The sequence below is a fragment of the Burkholderia sp. Bp8994 genome, assembly GCF_003853805.1.
Lineage (GTDB): Bacteria > Pseudomonadota > Gammaproteobacteria > Burkholderiales > Burkholderiaceae > Burkholderia.
Genome location: NZ_QTQH01000005.1, coordinates 93,707 through 118,827 on the forward strand (window position 1 = coordinate 93,707; position 25,121 = coordinate 118,827).

Sequence of the window (25,121 nt, forward strand, 5' to 3'; positions counted from 1 at the left end):
AAATGGATGCACATCGGCCAGCCATCGCTTGCCCGCGCGGGCGGGTCGCAAGAGGCGTGCAGCACGGGCGACGGCCCGCGGCACAACGGATCGGAAACGGCACCGCGCGGCCGACTTATAATGGCGGGTCCGCATTTTTCTCGCACGTCCGCTGCCGCTCCATGCCCGATCTGCTCGCCAATCTGAACCCTGAACAATACGCCGCCGTCACGCTGCCGAACGAACCGGCGCTGATCCTCGCGGGGGCGGGCAGCGGCAAGACCCGCGTGCTGATCACGCGTATCGCGTGGCTGATCCAGCAGGGCTACGCATCGCCGGCCACCGTGCTCGCCGTCACCTTCACGAACAAGGCCGCGCGCGAGATGATGGCGCGGCTGTCGGCGATGATGCCGATCGACACGCGCGGGATGTGGATCGGCACGTTCCACGGGCTGTGCAACCGGATGCTGCGCACGCACTGGCGCGACGCCGGCCTGCCGCAGACCTTCCAGATCCTCGACACGGCCGACCAGCTGTCGGCGATCAAGCGGCTGATGAAGGCGGCGAACGTCGACGACGAGAAATACCCGCCGAAGAACGTCCAGTACTTCATCAACAACGCGAAGGAGCAGGGGCTGCGGCCCGACAAGGTCGACGCGTCCGACAACTTCAACCGCAAGTTCGTCGAGCTGTACCAGGCGTACGACCAGCAGTGCCAGCGCGAGGGCGTCGTCGATTTCCCCGAGCTGCTGCTGCGCTGCTACGAGCTGCTCGCGTACAACGCGCCGCTGCGCGCGCACTACCAGGCGCGTTTCAGGCACATCCTCGTCGACGAGTTCCAGGACACCAACAAGCTGCAGTACGCGTGGCTCAAGATGCTCGCGGGCGGCGAGAACGCGATCTTCGCGGTCGGCGACGACGACCAGTCGATCTACGCGTTCCGCGGCGCGAACGTCGGCAACATGCGCGACTTCGAAGACGAATTCCGCGTGCGCAACCTGATCAAGCTCGAGCAGAACTACCGGTCGCACGGCAACATCCTCGATGCGGCGAACCAGCTGATCTCGAACAACGCGCATCGCCTCGGCAAGAACCTGCGCACCGACGCCGGCCATGGCGAGCCCGTGCGCGTGTACGAGGCGAGCACCGATGCGCAGGAAGCCGGCTGGATCGTCGAGGAGATCCGCTCGCTGATCAACACCGGGATGTCGCGCAGCGAGGTGGCCGTCCTGTATCGCAGCAACGCGCAGTCGCGCGCGATCGAGCACACGCTGATGACGTCGGGCATTCCGTATCGCGTGTACGGCGGCCTGCGCTTCTTCGAGCGCCAGGAAGTGAAGCACGCGCTCGCGTACCTGCGGCTGATCGACAATCCGAACGACGACACCGCGTTCGTGCGCGTCGTGAATTTCCCGACGCGCGGGATCGGCGCGCGCTCGATCGAGCAGCTCGCGGACGCCGCGCGCCTGTACGACTGCTCGATGGCCGCCGCGATTCCGTACGTGACCGGCAAGGCCGGCACGAGCCTCGGCGCGTTCGCAACGCTGATCGCGAAGATGCGCGCCGAGACGCAGCAGATGAGCCTGCCTGAGACGGTCGAATACGTCGTGCGCGCGAGCGGCCTCGCCGATTTCTACCAGGGCGAGCGCGAAGGCCAGGACCGCCTCGAGAACCTGCAGGAACTGGTGAACGCGGCCACCGCGTTCGTCAGCGAGGAAGGCTACGGGCTCGACGCACCGGCCCGCTCGATTCCGCTGCGCGCGGGTGCGATCGCGGCGCCGGAGCTCGGCGTGGACGCAGGCGATCCGTCGGTCGACGTGCTCGACCCGGCGCCGCTCGGCGACCCCGCGCAGAATCCCGACACGATGACGCCGCTCGCGGGTTTCCTGTCGCACGCATCGCTGGAGGCCGGCGACAACCAGGCACAGGCCGGTCAGGACGCGGTGCAGCTGATGACGGTGCACGCGGCGAAGGGCCTCGAATTCTCGGCCGTGTTCATCACCGGCCTCGAGGAAGGGCTGTTCCCGCACGAGAACAGCGTGCTCGAATCGGACGGCCTCGAGGAAGAGCGCCGGCTGATGTACGTCGCGATCACGCGCGCGAAGGAGCGGCTCTACCTGTCGTTCGCGCAGAGCCGGATGCTGCACGGCCAGACGCGCTACAACGTGCGCTCGCGCTTCTTCGACGAACTGCCGGAGCACGTGCTGAAGTGGCTCACGCCGAAGGTCGAGGCCGGCTCGCGCTGGGGCGGCCGCTCGGACAACGCCGGCTGGGGGCGCGACTGGTTCGCGCGGCCGGGCGGCGGCAGCCGCGAGCAGGTGGTCGACGCGGCGGTCACCGCGCCGCTGCCGGCCTTCGCGAACAAGCAGCGCGCGGCCGACACCGGGTTCCGCGTCGGCCAGCAGGTCTTCCATACCAAGTTCGGCGAGGGCACGGTCACCGCGCTCGAAGGCAACGGCGCCGATGCGAAGGCGCAGGTGAAGTTCAAGCGGCACGGCGAGAAGTGGCTCGCGCTGGCGGTCGCGAAACTGCAGGCGGTGGAATGATGAGCATCGACATGGTTGAAACGGTATCGACGCGTCCGCTCGGCATTCTGGCCGCGCTGCCCGAGGAGCTCGGCGACCTGATCGCCGCGATGCGCGCCGACGGCGTGATGAAGACGATCACGCTCGGCCGCCGCGATTACCACGTCGGCACCGTGCACGGCGCGGCCTGCGTCGTCACGCTCGCGCGGGTCGGCAAGGTCGCGGCCTCCGCCACCGTCAGTGCGCTGATCCATGTGTTCGGCGTGTCCGGCGTCGTGTTCACCGGTGTCGCCGGTGGCGTGTCGCGCACGGTGCGTATCGGCGACGTCGTCGTCGCCGATACGCTGCTGCAGCACGATCTCGATGCGTCGCCGCTGTTTCCGCGCTACGAGGTGCCGCTGCTCGGCATCACGCGGTTCACGACCGACGCGGCGCTGACGGCCCGCCTGAAGGCCGCGTGCACGCTGTTCGTCGCCGAGGAGGGCGCGCAGTTCGCCGCGCGTTTCGGGCTCGCCGGCGGGACGCTGCATGGCGGGCTGATCATCAGCGGCGACCGCTTCGTGTCGAGCGAGCGGGAAGTCGTCGCGCTGCGCGACGCGCTGCCGGACGCGCTCGCGGTCGAGATGGAAGGCGCGGCGATCGCGCAGGTATGCGCCGAACACGACGTGCCGTTCGCCATCGTGCGCACGATCTCCGATACGGCCGACGATCACGCGACGCAGTCGTTCTCGCACTTCCTGTCGGCGATCGCGAGCAGCTATTCGTCCGGCATCCTCAAGCGGTTCCTGACGTTGCATGCGACGGAGAATGGTGCAGCCATCGTGTAGCCAAGTATGTCGGGCACGGGCACTGCGATGACGACGAGGCCGTGATGGCTTGAGCTTTCGCGGCTGCCGGGGTGTCGTAGCAGCGGGGACGACAGCGTGCTGCACGCAGTCGTATCAAAAAATAACGAAAATGAGAGGCCCCGAATGCCTGTCGACCCAATTCAATGCGCTTCGCAGGTTCCTGAAGTCGCAGAGCGGCGGCACGATTCCGGGCACCGGGATGAAGTACTACGGTCGAGTGATCGTCCAATGAAAGTGCTTGTCCGCCTGCTTGCAGCGATCGTCTTGACGATCCCGGTCTATCTCGGCCTGGCGAATTCCCCGCTGGATGAATGGTTTCAAAGCGGGGCGGGGTGGCGAGCGTTCGAGCCGCTGTTCCGCGTGTTCGAAACGCTCGGTGTTCACGGCCAGGGCGACATCCTGATCAGCACCATGCTCGGCGTCAGCTTCGTGATCGCGATCGCGCTCGTCTGGCTGGGTGCGCGAATGTTCGGTCGCGGCACACGAGAACCCCGGCACTGATAACCGCTCGACGAAACGTTTCGCAAAGTTGTTGAGCCAACGGCCGCGGCACCCAAGCCGCGGCCGTTTCGTCACGCCTTCTTGCGCCGGCTGCTTTCGAGGTTCGGCAGGAACACCGTCAGCACGCCGATCAGCGGCAGGAACGAGCACACCTTGTAGACGAACGTGATGCTCGTCGCGTCGGCGAGCTGGCCGAGCACGGCGGCGCCCACGCCGCCCAGGCCGAACGCGAAGCCGAAGAACAGACCCGCGACCATCCCGACCTTGCCGGGCATCAGCTCCGTCGCATAGACGAGGATCGCGGCGAACGCCGACGCCAGCACGACGCCGATGATCACGCTCAGCACGCTCGTCCAGAACAGGTTCGCGTACGGCAGCAGCAGCGTGAACGGCGCGACGCCGAGGATCGACACCCAGATCACGTACTTGCGGCCGATCCGGTCGCCGACCGGCCCGCCGATCAGCGTGCCGGCCGCGACCGCCGCGAGGAACACGAACAGGTGGATCTGCGCGGCCTGCACCGACAGGTGGAACTTGTCGATCAGGTAGAACGTGAAATAGCTGTTGATGCTCGCGAGATAGAAGTACTTCGAGAACACCAGCAGCACCAGCACGCCGATCGCGGCGAGCACGCGGCCCGGCGACAGCGTCGGATGGCCGGCCGGCGCCGCCTTCTTCTTCATCGACGGATGCTTCTTGTACCAGTGGCCGATCTGCGTGAGCACGACCATCGCGACGAGCGCGGCCGCCGAGAACCACGCGATGCTGTGCTGGCCGTGCGGGATGATCACGAGCGCGGCGAGCAGCGGCCCGAGTGCCGAACCGGCGTTGCCGCCGACCTGGAACAGCGACTGCGCGAGCCCGTGCTGGCCGCCCGACGCCATCCGCGCGACGCGCGACGATTCCGGATGGAACACCGACGAGCCGCAGCCGACCAGCGCCGCCGCCGCCAGCAGCGTCGCGAAGTTCGGCGCGGCCGACATCAGCAGCAGCCCCGCGAGCGTGAAGCCCATCCCGACCGGCAGCGAATACGGCTTCGGCCGCTTGTCCGTATACAGGCCGACGAGCGGCTGCAGCAGCGACGCGGTGATCTGGTAGGTCAGCGTGATCAGGCCGATCTGCGCGAACGACAGCGCGAACTGGCTCTTGAGCATCGGATAGATCGCGAGGATCAACGACTGGATCATGTCGTTGAGCATGTGCGAGAAGCTGATCGCGCCGAGCACCGGGTAGACGGTACGCGGGGCGCGTGGAGCAGACGGCTGGGCGGCGGCGGTGCCGGCGCCCGTATCGAGGCTGGTTTCCATGTGAGCTGAGCGAGTTGAGGTGACGGGACGCGCTCTGATGGGGATCGGCGCGTTCGAATCGTTGTTGCGTCAAAGAAGTCTAATGTGGCGTATCGAGAATGTCCGGCCAAGTTTTGTCGCGATTCGGACATTGCTACGACGATTCGACCCATTGCCCCCTTTTTTGGCCGGGTATAACGCTGCGGCGTGTCCGCCTTTCGTCGCGCCGCGCGGGACCGGATCGGTGTTTGTCCGGACTCAAGGCGTGCCGATCGAGGCCGTAGAAGACGCAACGACAACACAGGCGCGCCGCGCCCGGCACCGGCCACGAGCCGGACGGGTGCAGGACGCGCGGCATGACGGGCCATTGCGGGAATGCCGGCCGCCGGAACCGACCTTTCCGGCGGCACGATCAATACGGGGAAATATCGATGAAAGCAGCTTCATTGCATCCGCGGCCGGTTGCGGCCACAGCCGCGGCCGACGCAGCCGCCAGGCCCGCCTCGCGGCACGCGCGCGCAGCCCGGCGCGAACGCCGGACGTGGACCGTCAAGGCGACGCTGCGCGCCGCGTTCGCGATCCTGCTGGCCGGCACGCTCGCGATCGGCGTGTTCTCGCTGTGGCAGATCAGCCGGCTGAACGCGTCGATTGCGTCGGTCTACGAGCAGGGGCACGTCGCGAGCCGGGCGGCGGAGGAAGTGCGCGCCGAGGTGCTGCGCGCGAGCCGCGCGCAGAAGATGCTGCTGACCGCCACCACTGCGAAGGAACGCGACGACCTGGGCGCCGAAGTCGGCGCGGGGCTCGCGTCGATCGGCCAGGCGCTCGCGACGCTGCAGCATTACGCGGATCCGGCCGATGCGGACGATTCCGCGCGACTGCGCGCATTCTCGCTGGCGGTCGGCACGTGGAGCGGCCATCTGCGCGATTTCGTCGCGCTCGTGCAGGCGCAGCCGCTCGACCTGTCGCAGATGAACTGGCAGGTCGGCACGCAGGACGTGTCGCTGCTGGTCGAGACCGGCAAGCTCGAGAAGCTCGTCGCGATGCTCGTGAAGACGCGCGGCGCGAAGTCGAAGGCGACGCTCGATGCATCCGCAACGATCTTCTCGTCGTCGTTCGCGATGATCGCGGCGATGACGGCCGCGCTGATCGTGCTGGCGATCGCGATCGCCGAGCGGGTCGTGCGCCGCCTCGCGTCGCAGCTCGGCGGCGAGCCCGCGGAGGCGAAGGCGATCGCCGCCGACATCGCGCGCGGCGACCTGACGCGGCCGATTCCGCTCGGCCGGCACGACCGCGACAGCATGGTGCGCGCGCTGTCCGACATGCAGTCCGGGCTTGCGGCGACCGTCGGCGAGATCGCCGTCAGCGCCGAGGCGATCGCTGCCGCATCCGGCGAGATCTCGACCGGCAACCTCGACCTGTCGCGGCGCACCGAGCAGCAGGCCGTCGCGCTCGAGCGCACCGCGGCCAGCATGGAAGAGCTCACGTCGACCGTGCGGCAGAACGCCGAGAACGCGCGTCAGGCGAGCGCGCTCGCGGCCAATGCGTCGGCCGTCGCGGAGGCGGGCGGCGAAGTCGTCGGTCGCGTGGTCGCGACGATGAGCGAGATCGACGACAGCGCGAAGAACATTCGCGACATCATCGGCACGATCGAGGGGATCGCGTTCCAGACCAACATTCTCGCGTTGAACGCGGCGGTCGAGGCGGCGCGCGCGGGTGAGCAGGGGCGCGGTTTTTCGGTGGTCGCGGGCGAGGTGCGGCTGCTCGCGCAGCGCGCGGCGACCGCGGCGAAGGAGATCCGTACGCTGATCGGCGCGTCGGTCGAGCGCGTCGCGAACGGCGCGGCGCTCGCGCACGATGCGGGCCGCACGATGGACGACGTGGTGCGGGCGGTCAAGCGCGTGACCGACATCATCGGCGAGATCTCGGCGGCGTCGGACGAGCAGAGCGCCGGGATCGACGAGATCGGCCGCGCGGTCACGCAGATGGATGCCGGCACGCAGCAGAACGCCGCGCTCGTCGAGCAGGCGGCCGCCGCGGCGAATGCGCTCGACGAACAGGCGCAGGCGCTCAAGTCGCTGGTCGGACGCTTTCGCATCGCGGCGTAGGCGTCCGGCCGTCGGCGCTTACGACTTCTTCCGCTGGTCCGGATCGATGATGACCGTGCAGGTCGTGCCCGCCGACAGCACCACGTCGGCCGGCACCTCGTCGATGCGGATGCGCACCGGCACGCGCTGCGCGAGGCGCACCCAGTTGAAGGTCGGGTTCACGTCCGCGACGAGGTCGCGGCTTTGCGGGTTGTCGCGATCGTAGATGCCGCGCGAAATGCTCTCGACGTGGCCCTTCATCACGCCGCCGCTCATCAGCCGCATCTCGGCCGGCGCGCCGACCTTCACGCGCGGCAGCTTGGTTTCCTCGAAGTAGCCGTAGACCCAGAACGAATGGCTGTCGACGATCGCGAGCTTCGCCTGGCCGGCCACCGCGTAGTTGCCCTTGAACGTCTGCAGGTTCGTGATGTAGCCGTCGACCGGTGCGACCACGCGCGTGCGTTCGAGGTTGAGCTTCGCGGCGTCGAGCGCGGCGATCGCCTGCTGGTACTGCGCATCGGCGCTCGACGCGCTGTGCGCCGCGTTCTCGCGGTTTTCCTTCGACACGACGAGCGCGTCGAGGTCGGCACGACGGGCCGCGTCGTCGCGGCGCATCTGCAGTTCCGCGCGGCGGGCGGCGACGGCCGCCTGCGCCTGCTCGACCGCGATCTGGTAGTGCGACGGGTCGATCTGCATGATCAGGTCGCCCTTTTTCACGAGCTGGTTGTCATGCACGGGCAGCTCGACGATCGCGCCCGACACGTCCGGTGCGACGTTGACGATTTCGGCACGGACGCGCCCGTCGCGCGTCCAGGGATCGTCCATGTAGTGCACCCACAGCGAGCGCCCGATCAGGATCGCGACGAGAAGGATAATGGCGGTCGCGACGAAGCCGAAGAGTTTTCTGAGAATCATGATGGTTCGGAATCAACGGTAAACGGCAAGACTCAGTCCGCCGCAAATGCAGACGAGAAGGCACGCGCGGAACAGCGACGGGTGCCAGACGAGACGGTAGAGGCCCGTGTAGGCGAGCAGGCGGTCGACGGCCCAGGTCGCAAGCGCGCCCAGGACGAACATCAGGACCACCGTGGGCATGTAGGCATCGAGAATGGCGATTTCACGCGGCATCATGACGAGGCTCCTTGTTGGGGACGCACGGGGCGGTTGCGGTTGAGCGGCTCGAGCGGCGATTCCGGATCGAGCAGCGCCGTGCGTACGAAATGCAGATGGCTCAGGATGCGCTGCAGCCGGTGGCGCTCCTCGCGCGACGGCGTGAACGCATCGAGCGTTTGCCGGGTCGCGTCGATCGCGGCGTTGACCGCGGCGAGCGCCGCGTCGAAGCGCGCCGCGTCCGGCTTGCGGAACAGCGCGGACAGCGCGGCGCGCAGCGTCTCGATCGCGCGGCGCCACGGTGTCGTCGGCGCATAGCGCGGGTCGGACGGCAGCGTCGCCAGCTCCGCGCGCAGGTCGAGCGCGGCATTGCCCGTTTCCAGCACCGCGAACATCCAGCGCAGCGCGTCGCGCTGCACGTCGGGCTGGTCGGCCGACAGCGTGTGCGCCTGGTACATCAGGTCGCGCGCGCCGCTCTCGAAGCGCGTGCGCAAGCCGGCGAGCCGTGCGTGGCACGCCGCGACCACCTGGTGGCGCAGGTCGGCGAACAGCCGCTTCTTGTGCCACGGCGCGGTCGGCGGGAACAGCACCGCGAACGCGATCGCCGAGACGAGCATCGACAGCACTAGCGCGAGCGCGTCGTTCATGAAGCTCGTCGGGTCGTAGTGCGTAATGTTGTCGGGGCCGGCGAGGAAGCTGAAGAAGATCAGATAGCCCATCCCGTAGCCGGCGAGCTTCGGCTTCAGCGTCATGAAGATGCCGATCGCGAGCAGCGGCGCGAGGGCCACGCACAGCAGCGGGAAGCCGTCGATGTGCGGGTAGATGCCGAACGTCAGCAGGAAGCCCGTGCAGACGGCCAGCGCGGTGCCCATGCCCATCTGTGCGGACATCGCGGTCGGGCGCGGCGTCGACGACGCGAGCGCGCAGGTGGCCGCCGCCGTCAGCGTCAGCGTCACGCCGCTCGGCCACGCGGTCGCGATCCAGAACGCGCCGAGCACGAGGATCACGGTCGCGGTGCGAATCGCGGCGATCACCATCGCCGTCAGGTTGGTGCGCGGCTCGTAGCGCTCGATCCAGCGCTCGCGCTCGTGCGTCGCGGTCGACAGCGACGCGTAGGTCGCCGCGTATTCGTGCAGGTCCGTGATGAAGCGGTACAGCAGCTCGGTGGCCGTGTCGAAGTCGAGCAGCGGGAAATCCGGCTGCGTCTCGAGCGCGGCGCGCGTCGCGCGGATGCGGCGCGGCAGCGCGTCGCGCCACGCGAGCAACTGTTCGGCGGCGAGCGCGGCGTCGGCCGACGAGCGCACCGGCTCGCCGTTGCGCGTCAGAAGCGGCGCGATTTCGCGGAAGTACGGCTCGATCGCATCGATCGCGGCCTGCGCGCCGGCCGCGCGCAGTCGGTTCATCAACTGGTGCAGCGCGTGGAAGCGGCTCGATACGCTCATGAACTCGCTGTTCAGGCGCGCGAGACGGCCGCTGCGCATCCGCGTGTCCGGATCCTCGAACACGGCCATGCTGCGCGCCGCTTCGAAGCCGACCACGTCCGCGACGAAGCGCGTATGGATGGTTTCGATGTGCGCGCGGTCGAGCTGGCCCGACAGTGCCGCCGCGACGTAGTCGACGAAGCTGCTGAAGCGCTTGCGCACCGTCGTGCGCATCTGCTCGCCGGTGTACTGCGGAAACACCAGCGCGCTGACGACGCCTGCCGACACGATCCCGACCATGATCTCGGCGACCCGCGTCATCGCGCTCATGAACGCGCCGTCGGGGTGTTGCGATGCCGGCAGCCCGATCAGCGCGGTCGTGTAACCGGCGAGCAGGAAGCCGTAGCTGCGGAAATTGCGGTTGCGCGCGGCGCCGGCCGTGCACAGCGCGACCCACAGCGCGACGGCCAAGAGGAACAGCTGCGGCTGCTGCGGGAACAGCCCGACGAACGTGAGCGTCGCGATCAGCCCGAAGATCGTGCCGGCGACCCGGTAGAAGCTCTTCGCGAGCACCGCGCCGCTTTGCGGCTGCATCACGATGAACACCGTGGTCATCGCCGTCTTCGGGGCCGGCAGGTCGAGCCGCATCGACACGCCGGTCGCGATGAACGCGGCGAGCAGCGCCTTGAACAGGTAGAGCCACGCGGCGCCGTCGCTGCGGGCCCAGTCGCCGAAGGCGGCGTACCAGGCCGCGAGCGCGCCGCCGGCGTGCGTGGAAGCGGGGGAGGAGGCTGACATGACGGTCGCTCCGCGTTACCGTGCGGCCGGCGTGGCGGCTGCACCCGCCGAACCGGCCGTCGCGACCTGCGCGGGGCGGGCGACGGCCGCGGCGGGCTTCGCGCCCGATGCGGCTGCCGGCGCGGCGGCACCCGCGGCGGACGCGTCGCGCGGCGGATGGCCGCCCCGCACGTCCGCATCCGTCTGCGTCTCCGTCTCGACGCCGCCGCCGAGCGCGGCCATCAACTGCGCGTGTGCGGCGAGGCGTTCCGCGTCGATGCGGGCCGCCGTTTCCTGTGCGCGCAGCAGCTGCTGTTGCGCGACCAGCACGTTCACGTAATCGGTCAGCCCGCGGCGGAAGCCTTCGCGCGACAGCTGGTAACTGCGGTCGTTGGCGGCCACCGAGCGCGCGGCGTCCTTCTTCTGCGTGTCGAGCGAGCGGATCCGCACGACCTGGTCGGCGATGTCCTTGAGCGCGCCGACGACCGTCTGGTTGTAGCGTTCGACCGCCTGGTCGTAGCCGGCGTCGGCCGCGCCGAGTTGCGCGCGCAGCCGGCCGCCTTCGAAGATCGGCAGCGACAGCGCTGGGCCGGCCGTCCAGCCGCCATTCATCGCGCGCAGGAAGTCGGTGAACGGCGCGGTCACGCCGAAGCCGCCGACCGTCGCGAGCAGATCGATATTCGGGTAGAACGCGGCTTTCGCGACATCGATGCCGCGAGCCTGCGCGTCGACCGTCCAGCGGGCCGCGACGACGTCCGGGCGGCGCCCGAGCAGGTCGGCCGGCAGCGCGGACGGCAGGCCGGCCGGCGCATCGAGCGACAGGCTCGGCCGCTTGATCGCGTCGCCGGCGCCCGGGCCCTTGCCCGCGAGCGCGGCGAGCTGGTGGCGCGCGAGCTGGATCGCTTCTTCGTAGCTGTCGATCTGGCGCTCGTAGTCGGGCAGCGTCGATTCGGCCTGGCTGACTTCGAGCTGCGTGCCGAGGCCGGCCTGCAGGCGCTTGCGCGCGAGATCGGCCAGCGAGCGCTGGCGTTCGAACGTTTCGTGCGCAAGGTCGAGCAGCGCGTAGTTCATCGACATGCCGACATACGCGCGCACGACGTTGACCTCGAGCTCGAGCTTCGCCGCCCGTGCGTCGGCCGCGGTCGCATGCGCGGTGTCGAGCGCGCGCTCGGTCGCGTTCTTGTCCTTGCCCCACAGGTCGAGGTGGTACGACAGGCCGAGCGTGCCGGTGTTGTTCCAGGTGTCGGTATCGGCGAGCGGCCCCGGGCCGTAGTAGACGTTGTCCGGCCAGTGCTGGCGCATCAGCGACAGATTGCCGTTGATCTGCGGCAGTTCCGCCGAGCGCGCCACGCGCGCCATCGCCTGCGCTTCGCGCACGCGCGCCTCGGCGGCCGCCAGGCTCGGGTTGCCGGCCTGCGCGGCGGCAATCCACGCATCGAGCTGCGGATCGCGGTACGCGCGCCACCAGTCGGACGCGGGCCAGCCTGCATCGTGGTCCGCCGCGCGGATCGCGGCGCCGGCGTCGAGCGTGTTCGCTTCGATGCGGGCGGACTGCGGCTTGTTGTCGCCCATGCTCGCGCATCCGGCCATTATTAATGAGACTGCAAGAACCGCCAGTGCCAGCGTCCCTTTTGTTGCCGGAGACCGCACGATTTTCTCCCTTTCGGATATAGATGAGTCGGATGCGATTATATTTTTCAGTGATTCCTGAATAAATGGACAACGGTGCAAGTCATTTTTACGAATCCTGAGATAATATTTGTTGGCCCCTGTGCAACAATCCCTCCGGATTCATACGGGTAATGGGATGGATACGTTACAAAACATGCGGGTCTTCGTCCGCGTGGTCGACGCGGGCAGCTTTACCGCGGCCGCCCAGCAGATGAATTCGACCACCGCCTATGCATCGCGCGCCGTGTCGGATCTCGAGGCGCACCTGCGCACGCGCCTCCTGAACCGGACGACACGCCGGATCGCGCTGACCGAAGCGGGCGAGCGCTACCTGCAGCGCTGCGAGCAGATCCTCGCGTACGTCGACCAGGCCGAAGCCGAAGCGGGCGACGCGCACGCGCGGCCGTCGGGCAAGCTGAAGGTGCATTGCTTCACGAGCCTCGGGCAGCACTACCTCGTGCCGGCCATCGCGCGCTATCGGCAGCGCTATCCGGACGTGCACGTCGAGCTGACGCTCGCGCAGCGGATGCCCGACCTGCTCGACGAGGGGTACGACGTCGCGATCGTGGTCGGCCGCGACCTGCCGGATTCGGGGCTCGTGTCGCAGCGGCTCGGCGAGAGCTACAGCGTCGTGTGCGCGTCGCCGGGCTATATCGACGCTCACGGCGTGCCGCAGACCCCGGCCGATCTCGAGCAGCACGTCTGTCTCGGGATGGTCGCGCCGGGCTTTCACTTCGACGAATGGTCGCTGTCGGGGCCGCGCGGCGACGAGGTGGTTCCGGTCACGGCGCCGCCGTTCCGCGTGAACGTCGCCGAGGCGCTCGCGGTGGCCGTGCGGGAAGGGATGGGAATCGGCGGGTTGCCGCTCTATTCGGCGATCGGCGGGCTGCGCAGCGGACACATCGTGCGCGTGATGCCCGAATACCGGTCGCACGTGATGAACATCTACGCGTTGTATCCGTCGCGCCAGTACCTCGACGCGAAAATCCGCACCTGGGTCGATTTCCTGCGCGACGAGCTGCCGGCCACGCTGGAAGCCGACGAGGCCGCGCTCGCGCAGTTCACGGCTGCGACATGAGCGCGCGGTCGAGTGCAATCTGACGAGATTTGTCCTTCACGCAACATTTTTTTACCAACGGACCGCGGACAGTTTGATACTGTTTCAATCATCGAGATTTGGAACTGCCCACACCCGGAGTCGCAATGGATACGCAACTGATGATCGGCCTTGGAGTTTTGCTTGGTGCGGCTGCTGCCGCCGCGGCGACGCGCGATCTGCTGCGCGCGATGAAGGCGCGGGTGAAGCCGGTGCCGGTGCGGGTGCGCCCGTCGTCGAACGGCTCGCGCCGCGCCGATCGCTGATCGGGCGGCCTTTCAGCTCGGGTAGGGCCGCATCACGCGGCCCGATGGCGTGGCGCTCAGCCGAGCTCGACCACCTTGTCCCACGCAAACGCGGGATTCTCCAGTTCGCCGGTGCGCCGGCGGATATAGCCGCGCGGGTTGCACACCACGCGCGTGCCGCTGTCGGTCACGTAATCGAATGAAGTATGCGTGTGGCCGTGGATCCACAGGTCCACGGGCGGCCGCACGAGTTCCGCCATGTCCGTGACGAATCCCGCCGACGCCAGGTCTTCCGCATAACGCTCCGCCAGCGAGCGCAGGTGCGGCGCATGATGCGTGACGACGATCGTGCGGCCCGCGAACGGTGTCGCGAGCCGTGCTTCCAGCCACGCGCGGCCTTGCCGGTGCAGCGCGATCGCGTCGGCCGGCGTGAAATCCCGCTCCGGGGCTGCCGCCGCATGCACGGACGCATCGTGCGGCCACGTCACCTGGATCAATCCCTTGAAATCGAGCATCACGCGCATGGCCGCGTCGATCGCGCGCGCGACGCTCGCCTGGTCGGCGCCGAACAGCGAGAAATCGGCCCACAGCGTCGTGCCGAGCACGCGAAAGCGCTGCGCCGGATCGACGTACACGCCGTTGTTCAGGTAATGCACGTGGTCGATCGTGTGCGCGGCGTCGCGCATCGCGGTTTCGAGCGCGCCGAATTCCCCGTCGTAGTACTCGTGATTACCCGGCACGTAGATCACCGGCACGTCGGGATCGAACGTCTCCGCGGCCCAGCGCAGGCCTTCCGCGTGATTGTGGATATCGCCGGCTAGCACGACGAGATCCGCGTCGGCATGCGCGATCGTGTCGGGCTGGTTGCATTCGAGATGCAGGTCGGACAGGACGCGGACTCTCATGGGCATCGTTCCGGGACGGGGGCTTCAGTGCAGGACCTTGCCGGGATTCATCAGCCCGCGCGGGTCGAGCGCGGTCTTCAGCGTGCGCATGAGCGCCGTTTCGACCGGCGACTTGTAGCGCTGCGCGTCGTCGATCTTCAGCTGGCCGATCCCGTGCTCCGCGCTGATCGTGCCGTGGTGACGGTGCACGTTGTCGTAGACGATGCGGTTGATCGGCTTCTGGAATGCCGCGAGGAACGCCTTCGGGTCGCCGCCTTCGGGCGTCTGCACGTTGTAGTGCAGGTTGCCGTCGCCGAGATGGCCGAACGTGACCATCCGCGCGCCCGGCGCGGCCTGCTGGATCGCTGCGTCGGTTTCGTCGATGAAGCGCGCGATCGACGAGATCGGCACCGCGATGTCGTGCTTGATGTTGAGACCCTCGTCGGCCTGCGCGAGCGGGATGTGTTCGCGCAGGTCCCAGAACGCGCGCGATTGCGCGAGATTTTCCGCGACGACGGCGTCGACCACGAGCCCGGCCTCGAACGCCTCTTCCATCAGTTTTTCGAACAGCGTGCGCGCATGCGTTTCGCTTTCGTTGTCCGACAGTTCGAGCAGCACCGTCTGCGCATGCGTGCGGTCGAACGGATAGCGCAGTTGCGGATAGTGCTTGCCGACCAGCTGCATGCAGAAGTCGGACATCAGCTCGAAGCCGGTCAGCAGCGGGCCGGCCGCGCGTTGCGCGAGCGCGAGGAAGTCGAGCGCCGCGTGCGGCGACTCGAGCGCGGCCAGCGCCGTGACCTGCGCGGCCGGCAGCGGATGCAGCTTCAGCACGGCGGCCGTGATGATCCCGAGCGTGCCTTCGGCGCCGATGAACAGGTCGCGCAAGTCGTAGCCGGTGTTGTCCTTGCGCAGCCCGCGCAGGCCGTCCCAGATCTCGCCCTGCGGCGTCACGACCTCGAGCCCGAGGCACAGCTCGCGTGCGTTGCCGTAGCGCAGCACCGCGGTGCCGCCCGCGTTGGTCGACAGGTTGCCGCCGATCGTGCAGCTGCCTTCGGCGGCGAGGCTCAGCGCGAACAGCCGGCCGCCTTCGCGGGCGCGCGCCTGCACGTCGGCGAGGATCACGCCGGCGTCGACCGTGATCGTGTTGTTGTGCGGATCGAGGGCCCGCACGCGGTTCAGGCGCGCGAGGCTCAGCACGGCCTGGCTGCCGCTCGCGTCGGGCGTCGCGCCGCCGGCGAGCCCCGTGTTGCCGCCCTGCGGCACGAGCGCGACGCCGTGCGCGTTGGCGAGCCGGACGAGCGCCGCGACTTCCGCCGTATCGGCCGGTTTCAGCACCGCGCACGCGCTGCCCTTGTAGCGGCGGCGCCAGTCGGTCAGGAACGGTTCGGTGTCGTGCGGCTCGGTCAGCACGTAGGTGGCGCCGATCGCGTCTCGGCAGGCGGATACGAAGGCTTCGGAAGAATTCATACGTTCGGTCGCGTAAGGGTCAGGACGCGGCGCGCTGCTGCTTCGCCGCGCGCTTGAACGGCGCGACGTAGGCCAGCGCGGCCACGAAGAAGCCGACGGCGAGCGCGGTCTCGCACCAGCCGAGCGTCGCGGACAATCCGCGGTCGGACATGCCGCGCACGATGCCTTCGGCGAAATAGACGAGGATGAGCATGCTCGCCCACTGCATCGTATAGATGTTACGCCGCCAGACGCCGGGCAGCGCGAGCGCGAGCGGCACGGCCTTGAGCATCAGCGCCGAGCCGCCCGGGCGCAGCGGCGCGAGCCACAGTTCCCACGCGAGCGACAGCGCGATCAGCGCGACGAGGCACGCGGCCGCGGCCAGCGCGTAGCGCGGCCGGGCGGCGACGGGGGGACGGGCGGGGCGGGCAGGCGCGTTCATGCGGCCTCGGCGGCCCGGGCGTCGGCGAGGGCCGCTGCCGCACGCGCGAGCCGCACGCCAAGCGCGGCCGCGAGCGCCTTTTCGTCCGCCGACAGCCCCGCGGGCCCGCTGCGATCGTGCTGCGACACGTGCGACGCGCCGTACGGCGTGCCGCCGGTGCGCGTCGTGCTGAGCGCGGATTCCGTGTACGGGATGCCGACGATCATCATCCCGTGATGCAGCAGCGGCAGCATCATCGACAGCAGCGTCGACTCCTGGCCGCCGTGCAGGCTGCCGGTCGACGTGAACACGCAGGCCGGCTTGCCGGTCAGCGCGCCCGACAGCCATTGCGGCGTCGTGCCGTCGAGGAAATACTTGAGCGAGGCGGCCATGTTGCCGAAGCGGGTCGGCGAGCCGAGCGCGAGGCCCGCGCACTCCTCGAGATCGCGCAACTCCGCATACGGCGGGCCGTCGTCGGGGATATCGGAGGCGGTGGCTTCGCAGACCGTCGAGACGGGCGGCACGGTACGGATGCGGGCCTGCATGCCGGGCACGCTGTCGATGCCGTTCGCGATTGCGAGTGCGAGATCACGCGTGGCGCCGTGGCGGCTGTAATAGAGGACGAGGATGTCTTTCATGGGCGACGGGGCCGCATGCGGCCGCGCGGATGCCCGGTGCAGTCGGCCCCTGCTGGATCGAGCGGCTATTATAGGGGCTGAAGTCGTCGCGCAGCGCGGCGGCGGCGCGCCGTCGGGCGCGCGGCGTCAGCAGAGAAGGAGAAGCCGTTTGCCGAAGTTGAGCGTCGATCTCGACACCCTCAAGCGCCTCGCGCAGTTCGCGGCCCGGCGCAGCGCCGAGGATCGCATCCCGCAAGTGGCGGGCAGCCTCACGTTCACGACGATGCTGGCACTCGTGCCGCTCGTGACGGTCGCGTTTGCGCTGTTTACCGCGTTCCCGATGTTCGCGTCGTTCCAGATCTCGCTGCAGGGGTTCCTCGCGGATCACCTGATGCCCGCGCAGTTCAACGTCCAGATCTTCAAGTACCTGAACCAGTTCGCGTCGAAGGCCAAGGGGCTGACGACGGCCGGCCTGATCGTGCTCGTCGTCACGTCCGTGATGACGATGATGACGATCGAGTCCGCGTTCAACCTGATCTGGCGGGTGCGCAAGCCGCGGCCGTTCGCGCAGCGCGTGCTCGCGTACTGGGCGCTGATCACGCTCGGGCCCTTGCTGTTCGGCGTGAGCCTGTCGATCTCGTCGTACCTGTTTACGCAATCGCTGGCGTTCACCGGCGCCGCGCCGTCGACGTCGATCGTCGAATGGCTGCTCGCGTTCGTGTCGCTGCCGCTGACCGTGCTCGCGTTCACGCTGCTGTACGTGTATCTGCCGAACTGCACGGTCGCATGGCGCGACGCGGTGATCGGCGGGCTGTTCGCGGCCATCGCGTTCGAGCTCGCGAAGCGCGGCTTCGGCTATTACGTGCGGCGCATTCCGACCTATACGGCCGTCTACGGCGCGTTCGCGGCGCTGCCGGTGTTCCTGTTGTGGGTGTATCTGAGCTGGTTCATCGCGCTGCTCGGCGCGATGGTGGCGTCCGCGCTGCCGGCGATCCGCGTCGGCCAGTTCCATCGCATCCACTATGCGGGCAGCGACCTGCTCGACGCGCTCGAATTGCTCGCGCGGCTGGCCGAGGCGCGCGCGGTCGGCAAGGCGGGCTATACGGCGATGCGGCTTGCGGCCATGTTGCGCTGCGACATGGAAACCGCGCAGCGGCTGCTGTCGACGATGGAGGAGCGGGAGTGGATCGCGCGGCTGGACAGCGGCGATCGCGCGCCGTGCTACATCCTGCTGGCGAATCCGGAGCAGCTGACGCTGGCGCAGCTGTTCGACGTCCTTGTGATCGACCGCACCGAACTGACGTACCAGCTGCAGCGACGCAGCAGCCACGTCGAAGGCGCGGCATTGCTCGAGGTGCTGTCGAACGACCGGTTCGAAGTATCGCTTGCGTCGCTGATCGCCGCGCACCGGCTTGCGGGTGCGCCGGCCGCGACCGTGCCCGGGCCGGTGCCCGGCGGGGCGCCCGACCCGCACGCGCGGCCGCCGAAAACGGCGTGACGCGGTGCCGGGCGGGCCTTACAGCGGAATCTTGCCGGTGCAGATGTCCTTGAACATCACCCAGTCGCCCATCAGGCTGTAGATCGGGTGCCGGAACGTGGCGGGGCGGTTCTTCTCGAAGAAGAAGTGTCCGACCCACGCGAATCCGTAGCCGCACACGACCGCCGCCGGCAGCCACGGCCAGTGGCCCGTCGCGATCGCCATCGCGACGCAGCCGATCACGCCGAGCGAGCCGATGAAGTGCAGCCGGCGCGACGTCAGGTTCTGGTGTTCGTTCAGGTAGTACGGGTAGAAATCGGCGAAGCTGGCGAATTGCTCCGTATGCGTATGTGCCATGGCCGTCTCCTCGGGCCGCCGTCCATGGAGTCATTTTGCGGCGGCCGGCCCGGGTCCGCAAGCGGCGGCCGCCGCGCCGCGCGGGGCTGAGCTTTCCTTTTGACAGGCTTTCCGATAGGATCGAAAAAGGTTTTGCATTCAAGCATGAGGGGACTACGATGCGCGTCAGCGATATTCTGAAAGTGAAGGGCAACACGCTGTTTACGGTGACGCCCGATAAGCCGCTGCGCGAAGCGGTCGATACGATGGCCGAACACGATATCGGTTCGCTCGTCGTGATGGAGTACGGTGATCTCGTCGGGATGCTGACGTTCCGCGAGATCATCCTGCGCCTGCACGTGAACGGCGGCGCGATCGGCGACGTGCAGGTGCGCAAGGTGATGGACGAGCCGCTTACGTGCACGCCGGAAACCGACGTCAACGAAGTGCGCCGGATGATGCTCGAGCGCCACGCGCGCTACATGCCGGTGCTCGACAAGAAGGTGCTGATGGGCGTCATTTCGTTCTACGACGTCGCGAAGACGGTCGTCGAGGCGCAGAGCTTCGAGAACCGGATGCTGAAGGCGTACATCCGCGACTGGCCGGAATCGGAAGCCGAAGCGCAGAAGCCGTGAATCGCGTCGCGCCCGGTGCCATGACGCGCGGGCGCTGCCATTCGGCGTACGGCGGCGCAGGTTCAGCCTGCGCCGCCGTTTTTTCGACAACAACCCAAGGTCCGCGCAGCTTCGCCCAGACGATTCGCGCGTATTCCGCATGAGCGATCACACGCAAGTCTCTTCCGCGTCGCGCGGCGATCGGCGCGCCCACGCGTCGCAGTTCGACCTGTTGCGCCAGCGCCGTTTCGCGCCGTTCTTCACGACCCAGTTCCTGGGCGCGCTGAACGACAACGTGTTCAAGATCGGCTTCACGTCGCTCGTCACCTATCACACCGCGCGCTTTTCCGGCGTCGACGCGAAGACGGCCGCGTTCCTGATCTCCGCGATCTTCATCCTGCCGTTCGTGCTGTTCTCGGCCACCTCCGGCCAGATCGCCGACAAATACGACAAGGCGACGCTCACGCGCTTCGTGAAGTCCTTCGAGATCGTGCTGATGCTGGTCGGCGCGGCCGGTTTCGTCACGCACAGCGCGACGCTGCTGTATCTGTGCACGTTCATGATGGGCATGCACTCGACGCTGTTCGGCCCCGTCAAGTATTCGTACCTGCCGCAGCATCTCGGCGACCACGAACTGGTCGGCGGCAACGGCCTCGTCGAGATGGGCACGTTCATCGCGATCCTGATCGGGACGATCATCGGCGGCGCGGCCGCGGGCATCGAAGGCAGCGGCGAGCGCGTGCTCGCGGTGAGCGTCGTCGTCATCGCGCTCGCGGGGCGGCTCGTCGCGCAGCGCGTGCCGTCGACGCCCGCGCCGCAGCCCGATCTCGTGATCAACTGGAATCCGTTCAGCGAAACGTGGCGCAACCTCGGGCTCGCGCGGCAGAACCGCACCGTGTTCCTGAGCCTGCTCGGCATCTCGTGGCTGTGGTTCGTCGGCGCGACGTTCCTCACGTCGTTCTTCAATTTCGCGAAGGACGTGCTGTCCGCGAGCCCCGACGTCGTCACGGTCCTGCTCGCGACGTTCTCGGTCGGGATCGGCCTCGGCTCGCTGCTCTGCGAGCGGCTGTCGCAGCGGCGCGTCGAGATCGGCCTCGTGCCGCTCGGCTCGATCGGCATCAGCGTGTTCGCGATCGAGCTGTATTTCGCGAGCCGCTCGCTGCCATCGCCCGGGCATCTGCTGTCGGTCGGGGAATTCCTGGGCGGCGCGCGTCACTGGCGCATCCTGGCCGACCTGTTCCTGCTCGCGATGTTCGGCGGCTTCTACAGCGTGCCGCTGTATGCGCTGATCCAGAGCCGCAGCGCGCCGACCCACCGTGCGCGGATCATCGCCGCGAACAACATCCTGAACGCGCTGTTCATGATCCTGTCGGCCCTGATGGCGATGGGGCTGACCAAGGCCGGGGTCGACATCCCCGGCCTGTTCCTCGTCACCGCGCTGCTGAACGTCGTGGTCGCGACGTACATCTACCTGCTCGTCCCCGAGTTCCTGCTGCGTTTCGTCGCGTGGGTGCTGGTGCACACGTTCTACCGGATTCGTCTCGTCCATGCGGAGCGGATCCCGGAAGAGGGCGCGGCCGTGCTCGTATGCAACCACGTGAGCTACGTCGATGCGCTCGTGCTGGCGGCTGCGAGCCCGCGGCCGATCCGGTTCGTGATGGATCACCGGATCTTCAAGGCGCGCTTCGCGAGCTGGGTGTTCCGGCATGCGAAGGCGATTCCGATCGCGCCGCGCCACGAGGATCCCGACATGCTCGCGCGCGCGTACGACGCATGCGAGGCCGCGCTGAAGGACGGCGAACTCGTGTGCATCTTCCCCGAGGGCAAGCTGACCAAGACGGGCGACATCAACACCTTCCACCACGGCATCACCGAGATCCTGGGCCGCACGCCGGCGCCCGTGATCCCGATGGCGCTGCGCGGGCTGTGGGGCAGCTATTTCTCCCGTCATGCCGATGCGCGCATGCCGCGGCCCATCAAGCGCGGCGTGATGAGCCGGCTGACGCTCGCGGTCGGCGAGCCGATCGCGGCCTCGGTCGCGACGCCCGAGGCGTTGCAGGCGGCGGTGACCGAGCTGCGCGGCGCGCGGAAGTAGGCAGGGCGGGCCCCGGCGGCTTCGTATCGGGCAGCGGGCGGCTGCAAACCGGCCGGTTCGACCGGAACGGCGCAGGTCGACGATTCTCGCGCCGGGCCGTCTGCGTGGCCGGCCAGTATGGTCTGAACGGTTCACGCGGCCCGCGGGTCCGGGACGGCTGGCATAATAGCGGTTTACCTCTTTTCTCGACCGGCAAACGATCGGCCTGCCAGCGGCCCCGGCAGCGCATCGGTTTGTCCATTTCTCTTTGGGCGGTTCCATCATGTCCGGCAATACCCTCGGCACGCTTTTCACTGTCACGACCTTCGGCGAATCGCACGGTCCCGCGATCGGCTGCGTGATCGACGGCTGCCCGCCGGGAATGGGGCTGACCGAAGCCGACATCCAGGTCGAGCTCGATCGCCGCAAGCCCGGCACGTCGCGGCACGTGACGCAGCGCCAGGAAGCCGACGAGGTCGAGATCCTTTCCGGCGTGTTCGAAGGCGTGACGACCGGCACGCCGATCGCGCTGCTGATCCGCAACACCGACCAGCGCAGCAAGGATTACGGCAACATCGTCGAGACGTTCCGCCCCGGCCACGCCGACTACACCTACTGGCAGAAATACGGCATCCGCGACTACCGTGGCGGTGGCCGCTCGTCCGCGCGCCTGACCGCGCCGCTCGTCGGCGCGGGCGCGGTCGCGAAGAAGTGGCTGCGCGAGCGCTTCGGCGTCGAAGTGCGCGGCTACATGAGCGGTCTCGGCGAGATCGACGTCCCGTTCGTCGACTGGTCGCACGTCCGCGAGAACCCGTTCTTCTCGCCGAACGCGGCGATCGTTCCGGAGCTGGAAGCCTACATGGACGCGCTGCGCAAGGACGGCGATTCGATCGGTGCGCGCATCGACGTCGTCGCGTCGGGCGTGCCGGTCGGCTGGGGTGAACCGGTATTCGACCGGCTCGACGCGGACATCGCGAAGGCGATGATGAGCATCAACGCGGTGAAGGGCGTCGAGATCGGCGCGGGCTTCGACAGCGTCGCGCAGCGCGGCTCGGTGCACGGCGACGAACTGACGCCGGCCGGTTTCGTCGGCAACCATGCAGGCGGCGTGCTCGGCGGGATTTCGACGGGGCAGGACATCACCGTGTCGATCGCGATCAAGCCGACCTCGAGCATCCGCACGCCGCGCCGTTCGATCACGAAGTCCGGTGAAGAAGCGACCGTCGAAACCTTCGGCCGCCACGACCCGTGCGTCGGCATTCGCGCGACGCCGATCGCCGAGTCGATGCTCGCGCTGGTGCTGATCGACCACGCGCTGCGCCATCGCGCACAGTGCGGCGACGTCGAGACGCCGACGCCGAAGATCGCGGGCAGCGCGACCTGATGCAGCGGAGCCGGCACTCGCCGGTTCGACCGATTTGGCCGATTCGATGCGAAACGGGGCGCCTGCGGCGCCCCGTTTTCATTGGGCCGCCGCATCCGGCGGCGCGGCCGATTCGCGTACCCGCAGCTCCGGCAGTACCGCGCAACCGGGCCCGGCTGCGCCGTTTTCGAGTGCGTCGAGCAACGCGCGGGCGGCCTTGCGGCCGATCGCATCGGTGTCGACCCACATCGTCGTCAGCGCCGGCCGGATTTCGCGAGCCAGCGCGACATCGTCGAACCCGGTGATCGACAGCTGCGAAGGCACGTCGAGGCCCAGTGCCTGGGCCTCGAGCAGGGCGCCGAGCGCGAGTGCGTCGTTGCCGCAGATCACGGCCGTCGGGCGCGTCGCGCCGCTGTCGGCAATCGCGCGCAGGCTCGCCCGCCCGAACGCGATCGTGGCCGCGCCCTCGTGCTGGTGGATCGGCCTGACCGCGAGCCCGCGCGCGGCGAGCGTCTCGTGAATGCCGCGCAGGCGGGCCTGCACGCGGTCGTTGTCGGCCGAAGGCTGCATGATGATCGCGAAATCGCGATGCCCGAGCTCGAGCAGGTGCGTGGTCAGTCGCGCGAATGCCGCGCGGTTGTCGAAGCCGATGCAGCAGTGCGGGCTGTCGTCGCGGTAAGCATAGGTGACGACATACGGCACCCGATGCAGGTCGAGCAGTTCGAATACTTCCGGCGGATAGGCTTCGCCGACCAGCGACACCGCTTCGACGCCGCGCGACAGCATCGCGCGCACCTGCGCGAGCGCTTGCGCCGGATCGTAATTCGAGCAGCCCAGGAACAGGGTGATGCCATGCTCGGCCATGACCGCCTGCATGCCCGCTACCTGCGATGCGAACACCTGGTCGTCGAGCGTCGGAATGATCGCCCCGGTGATGTGGGTGCGCGTGGAGGCGAGTGCGCGGCCGGCTGCGTTGGGAATCCAGTTCAGCGCACGTGCCGCGTCGCGCACGCGCTGCTGCACGTCGGCCGAGACCTTGCCGGGATCGTTGTAGACGCGCGAAACGGTCGCGGTCGACACGCCGGCGAGTTTCGCGACGTCGCCGAGCACCGACCGGCCGCTGCCGCGGCGCGCGCGAGCCGCGCCACCGCCGGATGAAGGCGTACTCATCGGTTATCCCCGGGCGCGGCTGCCCTGCAGGCTCCGCGCGTGGTCAAAAACGCCATCGTTTACCCTCGATTCATCGTGGTCCCGCTTGCAATCCCGGTCTCGCCTGTGAGAATGTAAGCGCTATCTTGATGCTACTCCGTATTATGTCAGACACAGATTTCAACCGCATCGTGAAGTTTTCGTCGACGAAGGCCGATCAGGCCATTTTGTACGTCGAAAATGTAAGCGATTACATTCGATGATGATCCACACCAGACCACCCTGGATCGCTGTCGTCGGCAGCGTCAACGTCGACCTCGTCACGCATGCGCCGCGGCTGCCCGTGCCGGGCGAAACGCTGCTCGGCACCACGTTCCAGACCGTTCACGGCGGCAAGGGGGCGAACCAGGCGGTGGCCGCCGCGCGCCTCGGTGCGTCGGTCGCGATGATCGGCTGCGTCGGCAACGATGCGTTCGGCGCACGTCTGCACGACGCGCTGGCGGCGGAGCGCATCGACGTGACGCATCTGCACCGGATCGACGGCGAGGCAACCGGGGTCGCGACGATCACGGTCGATGCGCACGGCGCGAACAGCATCGTCGTCGTGCCCGGTGCAAACGCGCGCCTCGATGCCGAATTGATCGACCGGGCGCGCGACGCGATCGCCGGCGCGGCGCTGATGGTGTGCCAGCTCGAGGTGCCGATCGAGACCGTCGCGCGCGCCATCGGCAATGCGATCGCGCATCGCACGCCGGTGCTGCTCAATCCGGCGCCGGCCCGGCCGCTGTTCGACGCATTGCTGGCCCGCATCGACTATCTCGTCGTCAACGAAACGGAAGCGGAGTCGCTGACCGGCATTGCCGTCGGCGACGACGCGTCGGCGGTGCGGGCCGCCGACGCGCTGCGCGCGAAGGGTGTCGGCAACGTGCTGGTCACGCTGGGCGCGCGCGGCGTCTGCTGGCGCGGAAGTGCAGGGAGCGGCCGCCATCGGGCGATGGCGGTGGTCGCCGTCGATACGACGGCGGCCGGCGATACCTTCGTCGGCGGCTTCGCGGCCGCCCGGGCGAGCGGCGCGTCGATGGACGACGCGATCGCGTTCGGACAGCGTGCGGCCGCGATCAGCGTCACGCGCCACGGCGCGCAGACGTCGATTCCGACACGCGAGGAAGTGGAGCGTGGGGCCGCATAGATTCCGCG

Annotated in this window: 22 protein-coding genes; 11 read left to right on the top strand and 11 right to left on the bottom strand. The window is 68.3% G+C overall.

Features of this window, described 5'->3' with window-relative positions; genetic code table 11:
- Positions 1 to 161 precede the first annotated feature (161 nt).
- The 3 genes from DIE04_RS06605 to DIE04_RS06615 all read left to right on the top strand — a co-directional run bounded on the left by DIE04_RS06605 (position 162) and on the right by DIE04_RS06615 (position 3,853).
- Entirely contained in the window at positions 162 to 2,525 is a 2,364-nt protein-coding gene (locus tag DIE04_RS06605; RefSeq protein WP_124523046.1) for a UvrD-helicase domain-containing protein, read from the top strand.
- On the top strand, positions 2,522 to 3,331 hold the full coding sequence (locus tag DIE04_RS06610; protein WP_124523048.1) for a 5'-methylthioadenosine/adenosylhomocysteine nucleosidase: 810 nt from the start codon (positions 2,522 to 2,524) through the stop codon (positions 3,329 to 3,331). The genes DIE04_RS06605 and DIE04_RS06610 overlap by 4 nt, the downstream gene beginning before the upstream one ends.
- Before the next feature lie 249 nt (positions 3,332 to 3,580).
- Complete coding sequence (locus DIE04_RS06615; RefSeq protein WP_124523050.1) at positions 3,581 to 3,853, top strand: hypothetical protein; 273 nt, start codon at positions 3,581 to 3,583, stop codon at positions 3,851 to 3,853.
- A gap of 71 nt (positions 3,854 to 3,924) precedes the next feature.
- Here DIE04_RS06615 and DIE04_RS06620 read toward each other — a convergent pair whose 3' ends face one another.
- Positions 3,925 to 5,160, bottom strand: coding sequence for an MFS transporter (locus DIE04_RS06620; protein ID WP_124488965.1), 1,236 nt, complete (start codon positions 5,158 to 5,160; stop codon positions 3,925 to 3,927).
- A 410-nt stretch (positions 5,161 to 5,570) separates the two neighbouring features.
- Between DIE04_RS06620 and DIE04_RS06625 the strand changes: the two genes are divergently transcribed.
- The gene (locus DIE04_RS06625) at positions 5,571 to 7,244 is read left to right on the top strand and encodes a methyl-accepting chemotaxis protein (protein ID WP_124488966.1); all 1,674 of its coding nucleotides are present in this window, start codon (positions 5,571 to 5,573) and stop codon (positions 7,242 to 7,244) included.
- 18 nt (positions 7,245 to 7,262) lie between these two features.
- On the opposite strand, the gene DIE04_RS06630 is transcribed toward DIE04_RS06625, so the two are convergent.
- The 4 genes from DIE04_RS06630 to DIE04_RS06645 are packed head-to-tail and all read right to left on the bottom strand — an operon-like array spanning position 7,263 to position 12,181.
- Entirely contained in the window at positions 7,263 to 8,138 is an 876-nt protein-coding gene (locus DIE04_RS06630; RefSeq protein ID WP_044846076.1) for an HlyD family secretion protein, read from the bottom strand.
- Between the two features lie 12 nt (positions 8,139 to 8,150).
- A complete protein-coding gene (locus tag DIE04_RS06635; RefSeq protein WP_011351756.1) occupies positions 8,151 to 8,354 on the bottom strand; it encodes a DUF1656 domain-containing protein in 204 nt (67 codons plus the stop codon).
- Positions 8,351 to 10,552: an FUSC family protein gene (locus DIE04_RS06640; RefSeq protein ID WP_124523052.1), complete on the bottom strand. Its 2,202-nt coding sequence runs from the start codon at positions 10,550 to 10,552 to the stop codon at positions 8,351 to 8,353. Before DIE04_RS06640 ends, DIE04_RS06635 begins: the two co-directional genes overlap by 4 nt.
- A 15-nt stretch (positions 10,553 to 10,567) precedes the next feature.
- The gene (locus DIE04_RS06645; protein WP_124488968.1) at positions 10,568 to 12,181 is read right to left on the bottom strand and encodes an efflux transporter outer membrane subunit; all 1,614 of its coding nucleotides are present in this window, start codon (positions 12,179 to 12,181) and stop codon (positions 10,568 to 10,570) included.
- A gap of 157 nt (positions 12,182 to 12,338) precedes the next feature.
- On the opposite strand from DIE04_RS06645, the gene DIE04_RS06655 reads away from it, so the two are divergent.
- Together DIE04_RS06655 and DIE04_RS29685 are read left to right on the top strand one after the other, a co-directional pair.
- Positions 12,339 to 13,280 (top strand): LysR family transcriptional regulator, encoded by a 942-nt coding sequence (locus DIE04_RS06655; protein WP_044846073.1) that lies wholly within the window; start codon positions 12,339 to 12,341, stop codon positions 13,278 to 13,280.
- A 125-nt stretch (positions 13,281 to 13,405) separates the two neighbouring features.
- On the top strand, positions 13,406 to 13,564 hold the full coding sequence (locus tag DIE04_RS29685) for a hypothetical protein (RefSeq protein ID WP_185500318.1): 159 nt from the start codon (positions 13,406 to 13,408) through the stop codon (positions 13,562 to 13,564).
- Positions 13,565 to 13,620: 56 nt separating this feature from the next.
- Here DIE04_RS29685 and DIE04_RS06660 read toward each other — a convergent pair whose 3' ends face one another.
- The 4 genes from DIE04_RS06660 to wrbA are packed head-to-tail and all read right to left on the bottom strand — an operon-like array spanning position 13,621 to position 16,932.
- On the bottom strand, positions 13,621 to 14,448 hold the full coding sequence (locus DIE04_RS06660; protein WP_124488969.1) for a metallophosphoesterase: 828 nt from the start codon (positions 14,446 to 14,448) through the stop codon (positions 13,621 to 13,623).
- Between the two features lie 24 nt (positions 14,449 to 14,472).
- On the bottom strand, positions 14,473 to 15,894 hold the full coding sequence (locus DIE04_RS06665) for an FAD-binding oxidoreductase (RefSeq protein ID WP_124488970.1): 1,422 nt from the start codon (positions 15,892 to 15,894) through the stop codon (positions 14,473 to 14,475).
- Between the two features lie 19 nt (positions 15,895 to 15,913).
- Positions 15,914 to 16,315 (bottom strand): DUF2069 domain-containing protein, encoded by a 402-nt coding sequence (locus DIE04_RS06670; protein WP_044846070.1) that lies wholly within the window; start codon positions 16,313 to 16,315, stop codon positions 15,914 to 15,916.
- Positions 16,312 to 16,932 (bottom strand): NAD(P)H:quinone oxidoreductase, encoded by a 621-nt coding sequence (gene wrbA / locus DIE04_RS06675; protein ID WP_044846069.1) that lies wholly within the window; start codon positions 16,930 to 16,932, stop codon positions 16,312 to 16,314. The genes DIE04_RS06670 and wrbA overlap by 4 nt, the downstream gene beginning before the upstream one ends.
- A gap of 148 nt (positions 16,933 to 17,080) precedes the next feature.
- On the opposite strand from wrbA, the gene DIE04_RS06680 reads away from it, so the two are divergent.
- Complete coding sequence (locus DIE04_RS06680; RefSeq protein ID WP_124523056.1) at positions 17,081 to 18,409, top strand: YihY family inner membrane protein; 1,329 nt, start codon at positions 17,081 to 17,083, stop codon at positions 18,407 to 18,409.
- 18 nt (positions 18,410 to 18,427) lie between these two features.
- Here the strand turns inward: DIE04_RS06680 and DIE04_RS06685 are convergent, their stop codons facing one another.
- Positions 18,428 to 18,745: an Mpo1-like protein gene (locus DIE04_RS06685; RefSeq protein WP_044846067.1), complete on the bottom strand. Its 318-nt coding sequence runs from the start codon at positions 18,743 to 18,745 to the stop codon at positions 18,428 to 18,430.
- A gap of 158 nt (positions 18,746 to 18,903) precedes the next feature.
- On the opposite strand from DIE04_RS06685, the gene DIE04_RS06690 reads away from it, so the two are divergent.
- The 3 genes from DIE04_RS06690 (at position 18,904) to aroC (ending at position 22,796) form a co-directional block, all read left to right on the top strand.
- Positions 18,904 to 19,359, top strand: a complete 456-nt coding sequence (locus tag DIE04_RS06690) for a CBS domain-containing protein (protein ID WP_044846066.1) — start codon at positions 18,904 to 18,906, stop codon at positions 19,357 to 19,359.
- A 139-nt stretch (positions 19,360 to 19,498) separates the two neighbouring features.
- Complete coding sequence (locus DIE04_RS06695) at positions 19,499 to 21,433, top strand: MFS transporter (RefSeq protein ID WP_124523058.1); 1,935 nt, start codon at positions 19,499 to 19,501, stop codon at positions 21,431 to 21,433.
- A 262-nt stretch (positions 21,434 to 21,695) separates the two neighbouring features.
- The gene (aroC, locus tag DIE04_RS06700) at positions 21,696 to 22,796 is read left to right on the top strand and encodes a chorismate synthase (protein ID WP_124523060.1); all 1,101 of its coding nucleotides are present in this window, start codon (positions 21,696 to 21,698) and stop codon (positions 22,794 to 22,796) included.
- A gap of 78 nt (positions 22,797 to 22,874) precedes the next feature.
- On the opposite strand, the gene DIE04_RS06705 is transcribed toward aroC, so the two are convergent.
- On the bottom strand, positions 22,875 to 23,945 hold the full coding sequence (locus DIE04_RS06705) for a LacI family DNA-binding transcriptional regulator (RefSeq protein ID WP_124523062.1): 1,071 nt from the start codon (positions 23,943 to 23,945) through the stop codon (positions 22,875 to 22,877).
- A 241-nt stretch (positions 23,946 to 24,186) separates the two neighbouring features.
- On the opposite strand from DIE04_RS06705, the gene rbsK reads away from it, so the two are divergent.
- Complete coding sequence (rbsK, locus tag DIE04_RS06710; RefSeq protein ID WP_409333440.1) at positions 24,187 to 25,113, top strand: ribokinase; 927 nt, start codon at positions 24,187 to 24,189, stop codon at positions 25,111 to 25,113.
- Positions 25,114 to 25,121: the final 8 nt, after the last annotated feature.